Source organism: Vibrio sp. Y20_XG_PY13, from assembly GCF_024181925.1.
Taxonomy (GTDB): Bacteria; Pseudomonadota; Gammaproteobacteria; order Enterobacterales; family Vibrionaceae; genus Vibrio; species Vibrio parahaemolyticus.
This window is the reverse complement of the sequence record NZ_JAMZAL010000002.1, coordinates 606,798-621,337: the sequence shown is the minus strand read 5'-3', so window position 1 is coordinate 621,337 and position 14,540 is coordinate 606,798. Positions and strand designations below refer to the sequence as shown.

Genomic DNA, 14,540 nt, shown 5'->3' with positions numbered 1-14,540 from the left:
TAAGATCGGCTATCATTTGCGCGCCTAAAACTAACAAATGCGCACAGAATAATAGACTATTTCGTGTTATTTGTTTAATTATATCAGTGCACTCATGGATTCAGAGCCAAGAGCTTCAAACTACAAGAAAGAGTGCAAACCGCATGTGGCGTTAGCGAGGAGATACACACTACTAACGTGTAGCAATGCGTCAATTACACCAACTCAGACGCTGAGTTGATCAGCCAACAAGTTGATTCAAAAATAGGGAAATTTCATGCCTACAGAAAAACCTACCATTATCTACACCATCACTGATGAAGCACCGGCGCTAGCAACTTATTCATTACTACCAATCATTCAATCGTTTACTGCATCGTCTGGCATCAACGTAGATACTCGTGATATTTCACTAGCGGGTCGAATTATCGCTAACTTCCCAGAGCACTTAAAAGAAGAGCAACGCATTGGCGACGCGTTAACTGAGCTGGGCGAACTCGCACAAACACCAGAAGCAAATATCATCAAGTTGCCAAACATTTCGGCTTCTATTCCTCAACTAAAAGCCGCAATCAAAGAGCTTCAAGCTAAAGGTTACGACCTGCCAAACTACCCAGAAGAGCCAAGTACTTACGAAGAAAAAGCGATTAAATCGGCTTACGATAAGATTAAGGGCAGTGCGGTAAACCCAGTACTTCGTGAAGGTAACTCTGACCGTCGTGCGCCACTTTCTGTTAAGAACTATGCAAAGAAAAACCCACACTCAATGGGCGCATGGTCATCAGATTCTAAATCTCATGTATCAAGCATGGCGGGTGACGATTTCTTTGGTAGCGAGAAATCAACAACCATTTCTGGCGCAACAGAAGTAAAAATCGAGTTTGTTGGCGAAGATGGCTCTGTAAAAGAGCTAAAATCTGCTTTCCCACTGTTAGACAAAGAAGTTATTGATAGCTCTGTACTGAAGAAAAAAGCATTGGTTGAGTTCTTCGAAAAAGAAATTGCAGATGCAAAAGAGCAAGACGTACTGCTTTCTCTACACATGAAAGCGACGATGATGAAGGTTTCTGACCCGGTTATCTTCGGTCACGCTGTAAAAGTTTACTACAAAGACGTTTTTGCTAAATACGGTAAGTTATTCGAAGAGCTTGGCGTTGATGTAAATAATGGTCTTGGTGATGTTTACTCGAAAATCGAGTCACTACCAGCAGCACAGAAAGAAGAGATTGAAGCGGCAATTCAGGCGGTTTACCAAACTCAGCCTGAACTTGCGATGGTTGATTCGGATCGTGGCATCACGAACCTGCATGTCCCAAGCGACATCATTGTCGATGCATCTATGCCAGCAATGTTGCGTTCTTCTGGCCAAATGTGGGGTCCTGACGGCAAGCAAAAAGATACTAAAGCGATGATCCCAGATCGCTGCTATGCAGGTATCTACCAAGCAGTTATCGATTTCTGTAAAGAGCACGGCGCATTTGACCCGACAACAATGGGCAGCGTACCAAACGTGGGTTTGATGGCTCAAAAAGCAGAAGAGTACGGTTCTCACGATAAGACGTTTATCCTAGATGCAGCAGGTACAGTACGTGTTGTTGATGCTTCTGGCGCAGTGCTGCTTGAACAGGCGGTAGAAGAGGGTGACATCTTCCGTATGTGTCAGGTAAAAGACGCGCCAATTCAAGATTGGGTGAAACTTGCAGTAACTCGCGCACGTGCGACAGGCGTTCCAGCTGTATTTTGGCTAGATGAAAACCGCGCACACGATGCAGAGCTTATTAAAAAGGTCAATGCATACCTGCCAGATCACGATACGACAGGCCTAGAAATTAAGATTCTTGCTCCAGTAGAAGCATGTAAATACTCATTAGAGCGAATGAAAGCTGGTCTAGATACTATTTCTGTAACGGGTAACGTACTTCGTGACTACCTAACAGACTTGTTCCCAATTTTGGAACTGGGTACATCCGCTAAAATGCTCTCAATCGTTCCGTTGATGAACGGCGGTGGCCTGTTTGAAACCGGTGCTGGTGGTTCTGCTCCAAAACACGTTCAACAAGTTGAGAAAGAAAACCACCTTCGTTGGGATTCTCTAGGCGAGTTCTTAGCATTAGCTGCTTCTCTAGAGCATTTAAGCTCAGTAACTGGCAATGCTAAAGCGCAAGTTCTAGCCGATACACTAGACAAAGCAACGGGTGAATTCCTAGACAAAAATAAATCGCCATCACGTAAAGTAGGTGAGTTGGATAACCGTGGTAGTCACTTCTACTTAGCACTGTACTGGGCGAAAGCATTGGCAGAGCAAACGGTGGATGCAGACTTAGCCACTGAATTTGCACCTATTGCAAAATCTCTTGCTGAACAAGAAGAGAAGATTGTTGCAGAACTTAATAGTGCTCAAGGCGTGAAAGGTGAGCTAGGTGGTTACTACTTACTAGACGATGTTTTGGTGTCTAAATTGATGCGTCCAAGCGAAACGTTTAACGCAATCATCGACAAGTAATCTGCGGATGACACGTCGTGATCGGCGTGTTTTTCAGATAATAAGAAACCCGCTTAATTGGCGGGTTTATTTTTCTCTTCACAAAGGTTTAAGCTATGTGAGAGCAATGGTTTCTACGACAGCACTCAATTTACTTGGCTTGGGCTTCAATTGGCACAACGCTACTTGCGTGGCAACCCTTTGGACCTTTTTCAATCTCGTAAGAGACTTGTTGGCCTGCTTTCAGTGTACGATAACCGTCCATTTGGATAGTTGAGTAGTGGGCAAAGATGTCTCCTTCCTCTTCGTCTGAACAGATAAACCCAAATCCTTTGGCATTGTTAAACCACTTTACTGTACCTGTAGCCATGCTTATACATCCCTCATGCATTTTTTACTGATGTTGTTACAACAACCAAGTTATACCTTTAACTTGGTACTACTGTTAGCGACCGCTAACAAACGTCTCATTGATACAGAATCACATTCACCAAGTTGCTTAAATTCAAACTGATCCAGAATGAGGATTTATGCATCAATACTTTCCACTGTAGTCAATGAATCCATACAGTCAATAGTGTCGAGCAACAAACGGAAACATAATTGAAAACAAATCACTTTTGAGATTAACAATTTTGCAAACTGTTTTTTGAACGTACATCGAAGTTTAGATATTTAGACCAAAAAGCGACGGGTTACGAAAAATCCATACTGTTGGTGTTGCTTATGATAGTGAAATCATCGGATTGAATAAAAAATGAAGTTTTCGTGATAAATAACATTTTCTCAGTGAGGAAGTGTGATCTGACACAGAAATTAGTGTTGGTCAGATTCTGTTCGTTAGTGAGAAAAGAGAGTGATTTTTGAGTAAAAGTTCAGGGCTTATCGATAACCATCTTTTATTTGCGCGCCCGCGAGACGTGGATTAGTCTCTATATTAGGTAGCAACTTTTATCTATCAAAGTTCTAAATCGGTGCCACATCTCACTACACCGCACAGCATGCTTGTGGTAGATTGTTTTTATAGGTCGAAAACATCAACCCTTTGATACGATATCTTTAAATTGCCATGAGTAAAAATTTTGAATGGGTCACTCCGGACTCTGATCTTCTGGAGCGAGAAAGTACAAAAGTTCAGCCACCTAAGCTGTATAACGTTGTACTCAATAATGATGACTATACACCTATGGATTTCGTCATAGAGGTACTTGAGCGATTCTTTTCACATGATATTGATAAAGCAACACAAATCATGCTCAAAGTGCACTATGAAGGAAAGGCAGTCTGTGGAACTTACAGCGCAGAAATTGCCGAAACAAAAGTAGCGCAAGTTACGATGTACGCAAGGGAAAATGAACATCCGCTACTTTGTACTATGGAGCAAGCGTAGAAGAAGACTTGCTCGAACAACCCAAGTTGTTTTTTCGGGAGGTACTTATGCTAAATAAAGAACTAGAGTCAAGCCTTAACGGTGCATTTGCTCGTGCAAGAGACAAACGTCACGAGTTTATGACTGTCGAACACCTCCTACTTGCATTGTTGGAAAACGATGCAGCTAAGGAAGCCCTTTTAGCCTGCAAAGCAGACCTCGATGCTTTGCGCAATGAGCTAGATATATTCATCGATCAAACTACGCCGCTTATCCCTGAAAGTGATGAGACGCGCGAAACCCAGCCGACTTTGAGTTTTCAACGTGTATTGCAACGCGCGGTTTTCCATGTTCAGTCGTCTGGTCGCAACGAAGTAACGGGTGCTAATGTATTGGTCGCAATCTTTAGCGAACAAGAGTCGCACGCCGCTTATTTATTGAAGAAAAACGACATTTCTCGCTTAGATATTGTCAACTTTATCTCCCACGGTATTACGAAAGCTTCTGGCGCCGGAGAAGATCCATCTTCTTCAGATTCGTTTAGCTCGGATAGTGTCGAAGAAACAGGTTCCGATGAGCGTTTAGAAAGCTTTGCAACAAACCTCAACCAAGTGGCGAAGGCCGGTAATATTGATCCATTAATTGGCCGTGACAAAGAGCTAGAACGTACGATCCAAGTTCTATGTCGTCGTCGTAAGAACAACCCATTGCTCGTTGGTGAAGCTGGTGTGGGTAAAACGGCAATTGCAGAAGGCCTAGCTTGGAGAATTGTTGAAGGCCAAGTGCCTGAGGTGATTCAAAATAGCGTTATCTACTCACTTGATATCGGTTCGCTGCTAGCAGGCACTAAGTATCGTGGTGATTTCGAGAAACGTTTCAAATCGATTTTGAAGCAGCTTGAAAAAGAAGAAGATGCCATCCTGTTCATTGATGAGATCCATACTATTATCGGTGCTGGTGCAGCGTCTGGTGGCCAAGTCGATGCGGCAAACTTGATTAAACCTCTACTAAGTAGCGGTAAGTTGCGCTGTATTGGTTCAACTACCTACCAAGAGTACAGCAATATTTTCGAGAAAGAGCGTGCGCTATCTCGTCGCTTCCAAAAAATCGACGTTGTAGAACCATCTCTGGACGATACAACCAAGATCCTGATGGGCTTGAAACCAAAGTACGAAGCTCACCACGAAGTGCGTTACACCAACAAAGCACTGCGTGCAGCCGTAGAGCTGTCTGCGAAGTACATCAACGAGCGTCATCTACCTGACAAAGCGATTGACGTTATTGATGAAGCCGGTGCTCGTAGTCGATTAGCTCCAGCAAGTCGTCGTAAGAAGACGGTTGGCGTGGCTGATATTGAAGCCATGGTTGCAAAAATGGCTCGAATTCCAGAGAAGTCGGTGTCTTCATCTGACAAAGACATATTGAAGAATCTTGATGGCAAAATGAAGATGCTAGTCTTTGGTCAAGACAACGCTATTGATGCGCTTTCGGAGGCTATCAAACTGTCTCGTGCTGGTTTGGGTGTAGATAACAAGCCTGTGGGTTCGTTCTTGTTTGCAGGGCCTACTGGTGTGGGTAAAACCGAAGTAACTGTTCAGCTATCGAAACTGCTTGGTATTGAACTGCTTCGTTTTGATATGTCTGAGTATGGTGAGCGTCACTCTGTGAGCCGCTTAATTGGTGCTCCTCCAGGTTATGTTGGTTATGATCAAGGTGGCTTGTTAACCGATGCCGTTATTAAGCATCCTCATTCCGTTGTTTTGTTGGATGAGATTGAGAAAGCGCACCCAGATATCTTTAATTTGTTACTGCAAGTGATGGATAACGGTACGCTGACGGACAACAATGGTCGCAAGGCCGACTTCCGTAACGTGATCCTTGTGATGACCACTAACGCGGGTGTGGCTGAAACTGAGAAGAAATCGATCGGTTTAATCCAACAAGATCATAGTCACGATGCCATGGCTGAAATTAAGAAGGTGTTCACTCCGGAGTTCCGTAACCGTCTTGATAATATCATCTGGTTTAATAGCCTAGATGAAAGTGTTATCCATCAAGTGGTTGATAAGTTTATTGTCGAGCTTCAAGTCCAGTTGGATGCTCGCGGAGTATCCATGGAAGTATCGCAAGATGCTCGCCATTGGTTAGCACATAAAGGTTATGACAAAGCGATGGGGGCACGTCCAATGGGCCGTGTAATCCAAGAGCAATTGAAGAAACCATTGGCAAATGAACTGTTGTTCGGATCACTTGTTGATGGTGGTACGGTGAAAGTGTCGTTAGTAAATGATGCGCTTGAATTTGAATATTTGAGTGAGAAAGAAGCAGCAATGCACTAACGTTTGTCGTCAATTTCAAATCAAAAGCGTGCGATTGGTCGCACGCTTTTTTTATATCTGTCTAGCACGAAGACTCATCTCTTTATTTCTGTTTTATTCATGGTTGTGCATATTGAGGAATAAAGAGGAAAGCATGAAAACTTTCATCATAGCGTGGTTGCTTATCCTACTCGTAGGGTGTGATAAACACGCCGTAGTTGTTGAGGCGAGTAAGCCAGAGTTTGATCCTATCATTCAGCGAGTAGAACAAGGACAAGCAGCAAACCTGCATAGCTTACTAGTGTGGCAAGATAACCAGTTAACGTTGGAGCTGTATCGTCAAGGTGGTGGGCTTGATGGTAATCGTCAAACACCAAATGTGCCTGTCGGGCAAGAGGTTGTGCATAACGTGCATTCTGTCACGAAATCCTTTGTCGCTACGCTGATTTTCATCGCTATTGATGAAGGCAAAATCGAAGGGTTAGATACGCCAATATTTGATTTCTTTCCAGAGTATACCGAGCCAGATAGAAAGGCGAAGCTAGCGATAACATTACGAGATGTTCTAAATATGTCCACAGGCTACGCATTGGACGAATTGTCCGTACCATATGGACAAGGCAACATTTTTTCTCGTCATTACAATGCGAAGGACTTAAAACAGCAGTTTCTTTTCACTCAATTAGCTTTTGATCCAGGAACAAAGTTCGCGTACAGCGGTCTTTCTACAGTTGGTCTTTCTAAAGTGATTGAAAAAGTATATGGGCAATCATTTACGAAAGTAATGAAAGAGAAGATTTTTTTCCCTTTAGATATTGAAGAGTATCAGTGGCTGCCAAACATCGGTAGTGGCGAAGCAGGAGCAGACTGGGGCTTACGTCTAACATCTCGAGATATGGGTAAGTTTGGCTTGATGTGGCTTAACAAAGGACAATACAACGGAACGCAAATTGTTGGTGAAGAATGGTTGAATGAACTCAGAAAGAGTAAGTTCTATTCGTATGAGATGGGGTATGGGTTACATTTTTGGCAGGTTTCTAACGTTGAGAATGGCGTTGCGGCTGTTGGGATAGGAGAGCAGTACATTGTTGCCATTCCGAACAAAAATGCAGTGATTGTCACGACTGCTGGGAACTACGAAACAAGATCTCGACCAGTGTTAACTCTGATCCAGCAATTGTCATCGTTACTTTAATTCAATGTTTACAAATAAAAAACGGAGCAAAAATGCTCCGTTTTTTATTTGCATCCGAAAATCAAAGATTAACGAGCGCGGAAGACGATGCGGCCTTTTGATAGGTCGTATGGAGTCATCTCTACAGTTACTTTGTCACCCGTTAGGATACGGATGTAGTTCTTGCGCATCTTGCCAGAGATGTGAGCAGTCACAACGTGACCGTTTTCAAGTTCAACACGGAACATAGTGTTTGGTAGAGTGTCAAGGACAGTACCTTGCATCTCGATTACGTCTTCTTTAGCCATTTAATCCTCTTTAGAAATTAGGCAATATTAGCGAGCGTTATTGTGCCGCTAAATAGGAATTATGTAAAGTTGGGGCGTATTCTACCCTTGCCAACGCTGATTTACTAGCCTTTGGTGACGTTGAAAACGCGTTTTGTAGTTCATTGCTGGACATTCATCAATCTGATAACCCAAATATAGCCACTGCTCGTTATTTTGTTGGCAGTAGTTCACTTGGTACAGCACCGCTAGTGTACCGAGTGAAAGTGGGTAGTCTGGATCAAAAAACGTATAAAACGCGCTAGAACATTGTGTCATCACATCAGTCACCGCTACACCAAGTAATTGATTTGATTCATCATAGATGTGCAAGAACAACGTTGTCAGCCAAGTCGTTTGTGCAAAACGTGAGAACTCATCTCGCTTGGGAGGGTACATGGTACCGTTTTTGTGTCGCTTGCAAATGTAACGGCTGTAGAGCTCAAACCACTCGGCGTCCATCTCCGTTTTCATCTCCCAACGCAGATTTTTGGCTTTACTGAGCAGTCGTTTTTGACTTCTAGATAGTACGAAATCAGGTATCGATATGCGAATAGGTTGGCAAGCATGGCAACGCTCGCAATGTGGTTTGTATATTGTATCTCCGCTTCGACGAAAGCCATTAGCCATCAATAGTTGATAGTTTTGTTCAGTATGTAATTCAGCGTCCAATGCCACCGCAACACGCTCTTGTCGCTCCGGTAAATAGCTACAAGGATGGTTGTTGGTTAACCCAATTCGAATGTGTTGTAGATCTGTGCTCATGATTCTGAATCCTGCAAAACTTGGGGCGTAAAGGTGTCAGAAGCCGTTTGCTTTTCTCTTAAAGATAGTAGCTTTTGTATGAACTCGTCTCGGTCAAGTTCAAATGCGCCGAGGGATGCCAAGTGCGGGTTCATCACCTGACAATCTATTAATTGACCATGCTTTGACGCCAAATGCGTGCACAAATACCACAATGCGATTTTTGATGCGTTGTCTTTCAAACTGAACATGGACTCGCCACAAAAAAGTTGACCCACGCTAATGCCGTATAAACCGCCAACAAGCGTGTTGTCATGCCATACTTCTACTGAGTGGCAATGCCCTAGGTTGGATAGCTGAATATAAGCGGCTTGCATCTCTTCATTCAGCCATGTTTCATCTGCTGGCCGGGTAGACGAGCAAAGTTGAATGACGCGCTCAGTCGCTTGATTTATAGTGACTTTATATTGATGCTTGCGCTGAAACTTTTTAAGACTTTTTGATGGCTTAAACGTTAAAGGATCAAACACCGCACGTGGCGAAGGACTCCACCATAAAATGGGTTCTCCTGGACCATACCAAGGGAAAATACCTTGGTAGTAGCCACTCAAAATTCTATGTGGATCTAAGTCTCCGCCAAAAGCCAACAGACCATTGGGATCTGACAGAGCTTCGTAAGGGGATGGGAAGTTGAACGTTGAATCGAGTTCAGTTAAATAGATTGCCATAGAAAAGTACTGACCAATATCGAACCAAAGGAATTTGTGATGACTCGAGTTAGAAAATTTTTGAAAGTATGTCCTTGGATCATACTGTTTTTACCCCTTTTCGCCAATGCAGCGTACCAAAGGAATGTCGCAAAACCAGTGAATGAAGTGGTGTACGGGAAGATAGATTCAGTGCGTTACATCACTCAACAAGAAGTTGTGCAATCGAAAAGTAACGGTTGGAAAACCCTATTAGGGGCAACCATTGGTGGTTTAGTTGGCAACCAGTTTGGTGGTGGCACGGGTAAAGAGGTAGCCACAGCAGTTGGCGCACTGGCTGGCGCTGCGGTTGCTCAAAACCAAAGTAATTATCAATACACAGTTGAATATAAGTTGGTTGAACTGCTAATTAAAGTTAAAGGCGATAAACTGATCAACGTTATTCAGGATGTTGATAAAAATATGCTGTTTAGCCGAGGGGATGAAGTTCGTATCTTATATTTCGATGATGGAGTGCGCGTAGATTTAGCGTACTGAGTGGGTGTTTTAGCGTCAATTTTATCGTTGACTAATTATTCAGAAATTAGCGCAGATTTGCTCTGGTTTTGTGCTGGTTTTTTCGTTAGTCTGAATCCACGAAGAATTGTTTAGCTCTCACAACAGCGTGAATTGAGAGCACAAAGGATTATCAACTTTTAATGGAAAGCCTAACGTTACAACCGATCAATAAAATTCAAGGGGAAGTGAACCTTCCTGGTTCCAAAAGTGTTTCTAATCGAGCACTTTTACTCGCTGCATTAGCAAAGGGGACGACTCGTCTCACCAACCTTCTCGATAGTGACGACATTCGTCACATGCTAAACGCACTCACTAAACTAGGCGTGAAGTACACATTATCTGCAGATAAAACAGAATGTGTAGTTGAAGGCCTTGGTCGTCCGTTCTCAGTATCAGAACCTGTCGAGCTCTTTCTGGGCAATGCGGGCACAGCCATGCGACCTTTAGCAGCCGCACTTTGTGTTGGCCAAGGTGAATATGTGCTTACTGGCGAGCCTCGTATGAAAGAACGGCCAATTGGTCATCTTGTGACTGCATTGCAAGAGGCGGGAGCAGATATTGAATATCTGGAAAACACAAACTACCCACCACTAAAGATTGTCGGTACTGGTCTGAAAGCAGGCACAGTGTCGATTGATGGTTCTATTTCTAGTCAGTTTCTCACGGCTTTTTTGATGTCTGCACCACTTGCCGAAGGCGAAGTGCGTATTAAGATTGAAGGTGATTTGGTATCAAAGCCTTACATTGATATTACGCTGCATATCATGAAGCAGTTCGGTGTCGAAGTGATCAACAACGACTATCAAGAGTTTGTGATTCCAGCTGGTCAACACTATGTTGCGCCTGGTGATTTTCTTGTGGAAGGGGATGCTTCGTCGGCCTCTTACTTTTTAGCTGCGGCAGCAATCAAAGGCGGTGAAGTCAAAGTAACTGGCATCGGTAAAAATAGCATCCAAGGTGATATTCAATTTGCTGATGCGCTAGAAAAAATGGGCGCAGAGATTGAATGGGGCGATGATTACGTTATTTCCCGCGTCGGGAAGCTTAAGGGCATCGATATGGATTACAACCATATTCCAGATGCAGCAATGACCATCGCGACGACGGCTTTGTTTGCTGAAGGTACCACGGCAATTCGCAATGTTTATAACTGGCGTGTAAAAGAAACCGATCGTTTGTCTGCAATGGCAACAGAGCTTCGTAAAGTTGGTGCGGAAGTGGAAGAAGGTGAGGATTACATCATCGTTAAACCAGTACCTCACCTTAAACATGCGGCGATTGATACCTACGATGATCATCGTATGGCGATGTGCTTTTCTCTGGTGGCGTTAAGCGATACACCAGTGACGATTAATGACCCGAAATGTACGTCCAAAACATTCCCGGATTATTTCGACAAGCTTAAAGCGTTGAGCTGCTAGATCTCTAACTGAAAAGCCAGAGCGATGATGCTCTGGCTTTTTTGTCTTAATTTGCTGTTATTTAATCAGCGTAAATTCTTTAGAAAGGTGATGGGCTAAGTATTTGAACATATTGAATACTGCCGTAGTATTTGCGGTTGGTAAGCCTTTGTCATCAAGGAAGTACTCACCTTTAAATACCAAAACCCCGTCTTTTTCTTCTACGCTTGTCGCTCGCATTCCGTTGATGTAATCATCGTGCTCTTGGATGATTTGGTTTGCGATTAAAAGAAGGTCGAATTCTTCAATAAACTTTCTATCAGACATAACGTTCTCATCATTCATTACAAATTAAAAAGTGTGGCGAAGTATACCCATATTCTTTAAGGGTTTGCATGATTAATTCCATCACCACGTTGGTTGATTTGAGGCGAGGGTTAACTCAGTACTGAGGTTACGCGGATACAAAGTGGCTTTCAGCGCAACAACCTAAGGTTGCGCCATATTGACAGAAAATATTTTGTGATGAGTAACAAAATTTATTGCATTGGATTAGCAGTAGCAAAGTTTGCCTGCTTAGATATGCCGCTCAATACCTTTCAGACCCCTGTCTCTTTGAAGTATAAAGACGATGAATTGTCAACCAATCGGATCTGAATTTCAAAAAAGCAGTTGATCTTCTTTTCATCTCGCACAATAGTAAAAAAAGAAGCAATGAAATAGAACACTATGCGGGTGACCTTAAAACGAGGTTTCTACCCGCATTATTATGAAGGACGTTAGAGTCAGTTATGGGTAAATCACTCGTTATAGTGGAGTCTCCAGCCAAGGCAAAGACGATAAATAAGTACCTTGGTAAGGACTTTATTGTTAAGTCTAGTGTTGGTCATGTGCGTGATCTGCCTACGGCCGGTCAAAGCACTGGTGAGAAGAAAGCTGCAGCTATCTCAACAAAAGGGATGAGCGCAGAAGAGAAAGCGCGCGTTAAAAAAGAAAAAGATCGCAAAGCGCTGATCAAAAAAATGGGGATTAACCCATATCATGACTGGGAAGCGAACTATCAGATTCTTCCGGGTAAAGAAAAAGTCGTAAGCGAACTACAAAAATTAGCCAAAGATGCTGATTGCGTTTATCTCGCAACCGATTTGGACCGCGAGGGGGAAGCAATCGCATGGCACCTTCGTGAGATCATCGGTGGCGATGAAGAGCGATACAAACGAGTAGTCTTTAACGAAATTACTAAAAATGCTATCCAACAAGCTTTCCAGACTCCTGGCGAGTTAAATATGGATGGCGTTAATGCGCAGCAAGCGCGTCGATTCATGGACCGCGTTGTAGGTTTCATGGTTTCTCCATTGCTATGGAAGAAAGTGGCACGTGGCCTGTCTGCTGGTCGTGTTCAATCTGTAGCGGTGAAGCTATTGGTAGAACGTGAGCGTGAAATCAACGCATTTGTGCCAGAAGAATTCTGGGATATTCACGCAAATACCAAAACTAAAGATAAGTCAGATTTCAAACTGCTGGTTGCGCAGAAAGATGGCGTTGCGTTTAAGCCTGTTAACGAAACAGAAACTAAGGCAGCCATTTCTGTCCTTGAAAACGCAAGCTACGAAGTGTGTAAGCGCGAAGACCGCCCGACGAAGAGCAAGCCTTCTGCGCCATACATCACATCAACATTGCAGCAAGCGGCAAGTACCCGTCTAGGTTACGGCGTTAAGAAAACCATGATGTTAGCTCAGCGTCTGTATGAAGCGGGTTACATCACATATATGCGTACCGACTCGACTAACTTGAGTGCGGAAGCAGTTGATGCTGTTCGTGACTTCATTGGTTCAGAATTTGGTGACAAGTATCTTCCAGCTAAGCCACTAACGTACGGCAGCAAAGAAGGTGCTCAAGAAGCGCACGAAGCGATTCGTCCATCTGATGTATCAGTGAAAGAAGAAGACTTGCAAGGTGTAGATGCGGATGCTCACAAGCTTTACTCACTGATCTGGAATCAGTTCGTTGCGTGTCAAATGACACCTGCAGAATATGATTCAACCACAATCAGCGTAAAAGCGGCGGAATACACGCTAAAAGCGAAAGGTCGTATCCTTAAGTTTGATGGTTGGACTCGCGTACAGCGTCCAATGGGCAAAAACGAGGACACAATCCTTCCTGCGGTACAACTTGGCGATAAGCTAAGCCTAGAGTCACTTGACCCTAAACAGCACTTTACAAAGCCACCTGCGCGCTTTACGGAAGCGGCATTGGTTAAAGAGTTAGAAAAACGAGGCATTGGTCGTCCTTCGACTTACGCATCGATCATTTCTACTATTCAAGACCGTGGCTACGTAAAAGTAGATCAGCGCCGATTCTACGCTGAAAAAATGGGTGAAATTGTTACTGACCGTCTTGATGACAGCTTCAACGATTTAATGAACTACGACTTTACTGCGCGTATGGAACAGAAACTGGACCAAATCGCAGAAGGTGAAGTGAACTGGAAAGCAGTACTCGACAACTTCTTTGCGGATTTCACTGGTGACCTAGAAAAAGCCGAGTTAGACGAATCTGAAGGTGGTATGAAGCTAAACCACATTGTGATGACGGATATCGAGTGTCCGACATGTGGTCGCCCTATGGGTATTCGTACCGCTTCTACAGGCGTATTCTTAGGCTGTTCTGGTTACGCATTGCCACCTAAAGAACGTTGTAAGACAACCATTAACTTGGGTGACGAAGAAGGTATTATCAACGTTTTAGAAGAAGACGTTGAAACGGCTGCTCTTCGTGCGAAAAAACGTTGTCCGATCTGTGAAACTGCGATGGACGCGTACTTGATTGATGACAAGCGCAAGATGCACGTTTGTGGTAACAACCCGAACTGTGAAGGCTATGTTGTTGAGTACGGCGAATTCAAAGTGAAAGGCTACGATGGCCCTGTTGTTGAGTGTGACAAGTGTGGCTCAGACATGGTGCTTAAGAACGGCCGCTTTGGTAAATACATGGATTGTACGAGTGAAACTTGTAAGAACACCCGTAAAATCCTGAAGAACGGTGAAGTAGCGCCACCTAAAGAAGATCCTGTGCACTTCCCTGAATTGCCATGTGAAAACTCAGATGCGTACTTCGTGCTTCGTGATGGTGCTTCTGGCCTATTTATGGCGGCAAGCAACTTCCCTAAATCGCGTGAAACAAGAGCACCTCTAGTCTCTGAACTGGCGCGTTTTGAAGAGCGTCTACCAGAGAAGTTTAAGTACCTAACAACGGCTCCTCAAGAGGATCCAGATGGCCGCCCAGCCGTGGTTCGCTTTAGCCGTAAGACGAAAGAGAACTATGTTCGTTCAGAAGACGACGGTAAACCAAGTGGTTGGACTGCACTTTACGTTGATGGTAAGTGGGAAGTCACTGATAAACGTAAAAAAGCGAAAGCTTAAGCTCAACTTGTAAAATAAAGGCAGCAAATACGCTGCCTTTATTTTTATATCTTCCTGTCTA

The 14,540-nt window shown here is 43.7% G+C and carries 12 protein-coding genes; 7 read left to right on the top strand and 5 right to left on the bottom strand.

Annotation, left to right across the window (positions count from 1 at the left end; translation table 11 throughout):
- Positions 1–256 precede the first annotated feature (256 nt).
- Positions 257–2,482 carry an NADP-dependent isocitrate dehydrogenase gene (locus NL646_RS07905; protein ID WP_029855917.1) on the top strand — a complete coding sequence of 742 codons (2,226 nt, stop codon included), beginning with the start codon at positions 257–259 and terminating at the stop codon, positions 2,480–2,482.
- Between the two features lie 130 nt (positions 2,483–2,612).
- Here the strand turns inward: NL646_RS07905 and cspD are convergent, their stop codons facing one another.
- The gene (cspD, locus tag NL646_RS07900; protein ID WP_005456215.1) at positions 2,613–2,831 is read right to left on the bottom strand and encodes a cold shock domain-containing protein CspD; all 219 of its coding nucleotides are present in this window, start codon (positions 2,829–2,831) and stop codon (positions 2,613–2,615) included.
- 699 nt (positions 2,832–3,530) lie between these two features.
- On the opposite strand from cspD, the gene clpS reads away from it, so the two are divergent.
- The 3 genes from clpS (at position 3,531) to NL646_RS07885 (ending at position 7,343) form a co-directional block, all read left to right on the top strand.
- Positions 3,531–3,851, top strand: coding sequence for an ATP-dependent Clp protease adapter ClpS (clpS, locus tag NL646_RS07895; protein ID WP_005456259.1), 321 nt, complete (start codon positions 3,531–3,533; stop codon positions 3,849–3,851).
- Between the two features lie 47 nt (positions 3,852–3,898).
- Positions 3,899–6,169, top strand: coding sequence for an ATP-dependent Clp protease ATP-binding subunit ClpA (clpA, locus tag NL646_RS07890; RefSeq protein WP_005495889.1), 2,271 nt, complete (start codon positions 3,899–3,901; stop codon positions 6,167–6,169).
- A 133-nt stretch (positions 6,170–6,302) separates the two neighbouring features.
- A complete protein-coding gene (locus tag NL646_RS07885) occupies positions 6,303–7,343 on the top strand; it encodes a serine hydrolase (protein ID WP_069533522.1) in 1,041 nt (346 codons plus the stop codon).
- 68 nt (positions 7,344–7,411) lie between these two features.
- Here NL646_RS07885 and infA read toward each other — a convergent pair whose 3' ends face one another.
- The 3 genes from infA to aat form a co-directional block, all read right to left on the bottom strand.
- The gene (gene infA, locus NL646_RS07880) at positions 7,412–7,630 is read right to left on the bottom strand and encodes a translation initiation factor IF-1 (protein WP_001040192.1); all 219 of its coding nucleotides are present in this window, start codon (positions 7,628–7,630) and stop codon (positions 7,412–7,414) included.
- An 81-nt stretch (positions 7,631–7,711) separates the two neighbouring features.
- Complete coding sequence (locus NL646_RS07875) at positions 7,712–8,413, bottom strand: arginyltransferase (RefSeq protein ID WP_024699955.1); 702 nt, start codon at positions 8,411–8,413, stop codon at positions 7,712–7,714.
- On the bottom strand, positions 8,410–9,120 hold the full coding sequence (gene aat, locus NL646_RS07870; RefSeq protein WP_020840333.1) for a leucyl/phenylalanyl-tRNA--protein transferase: 711 nt from the start codon (positions 9,118–9,120) through the stop codon (positions 8,410–8,412). Before aat ends, NL646_RS07875 begins: the two co-directional genes overlap by 4 nt.
- 39 nt (positions 9,121–9,159) lie before the next feature.
- Here aat and NL646_RS07865 point away from each other — a divergent pair, with 39 nt between their 5' ends.
- Positions 9,160–9,636, top strand: a complete 477-nt coding sequence (locus NL646_RS07865) for a glycine zipper 2TM domain-containing protein (RefSeq protein ID WP_005495881.1) — start codon at positions 9,160–9,162, stop codon at positions 9,634–9,636.
- A 161-nt stretch (positions 9,637–9,797) separates the two neighbouring features.
- Entirely contained in the window at positions 9,798–11,078 is a 1,281-nt protein-coding gene (aroA, locus tag NL646_RS07860; protein WP_005495880.1) for a 3-phosphoshikimate 1-carboxyvinyltransferase, read from the top strand.
- Between the two features lie 57 nt (positions 11,079–11,135).
- On the opposite strand, the gene NL646_RS07855 is transcribed toward aroA, so the two are convergent.
- Positions 11,136–11,384, bottom strand: a complete 249-nt coding sequence (locus NL646_RS07855) for a YciN family protein (RefSeq protein WP_005478953.1) — start codon at positions 11,382–11,384, stop codon at positions 11,136–11,138.
- Between the two features lie 464 nt (positions 11,385–11,848).
- On the opposite strand from NL646_RS07855, the gene topA reads away from it, so the two are divergent.
- Positions 11,849–14,479 (top strand): type I DNA topoisomerase, encoded by a 2,631-nt coding sequence (gene topA, locus NL646_RS07850; protein ID WP_253664060.1) that lies wholly within the window; start codon positions 11,849–11,851, stop codon positions 14,477–14,479.
- Positions 14,480–14,540: the final 61 nt, after the last annotated feature.

Bases quoted from the DNA above. Each gene is read 5' to 3' on its own strand.
- topA (WP_253664060.1), top strand. From the start codon at position 11,849: ATGGGTAAATCACTCGTTATAGTGGAGTCTCCAGCCAAGGCAAAGACG.
- aat (WP_020840333.1), bottom strand. From the start codon at position 9,120: ATGGCAATCTATTTAACTGAACTCGATTCAACGTTCAACTTCCCATCC.
- NL646_RS07865 (WP_005495881.1), top strand. From the start codon at position 9,160: ATGACTCGAGTTAGAAAATTTTTGAAAGTATGTCCTTGGATCATACTG.
- NL646_RS07855 (WP_005478953.1), bottom strand. From the start codon at position 11,384: ATGTCTGATAGAAAGTTTATTGAAGAATTCGACCTTCTTTTAATCGCA.
- NL646_RS07905 (WP_029855917.1), top strand. From the start codon at position 257: ATGCCTACAGAAAAACCTACCATTATCTACACCATCACTGATGAAGCA.
- infA (WP_001040192.1), bottom strand. From the start codon at position 7,630: ATGGCTAAAGAAGACGTAATCGAGATGCAAGGTACTGTCCTTGACACT.
- NL646_RS07885 (WP_069533522.1), top strand. From the start codon at position 6,303: ATGAAAACTTTCATCATAGCGTGGTTGCTTATCCTACTCGTAGGGTGT.
- aroA (WP_005495880.1), top strand. From the start codon at position 9,798: ATGGAAAGCCTAACGTTACAACCGATCAATAAAATTCAAGGGGAAGTG.
- cspD (WP_005456215.1), bottom strand. From the start codon at position 2,831: ATGGCTACAGGTACAGTAAAGTGGTTTAACAATGCCAAAGGATTTGGG.
- clpS (WP_005456259.1), top strand. From the start codon at position 3,531: ATGAGTAAAAATTTTGAATGGGTCACTCCGGACTCTGATCTTCTGGAG.
- clpA (WP_005495889.1), top strand. From the start codon at position 3,899: ATGCTAAATAAAGAACTAGAGTCAAGCCTTAACGGTGCATTTGCTCGT.
- NL646_RS07875 (WP_024699955.1), bottom strand. From the start codon at position 8,413: ATGAGCACAGATCTACAACACATTCGAATTGGGTTAACCAACAACCAT.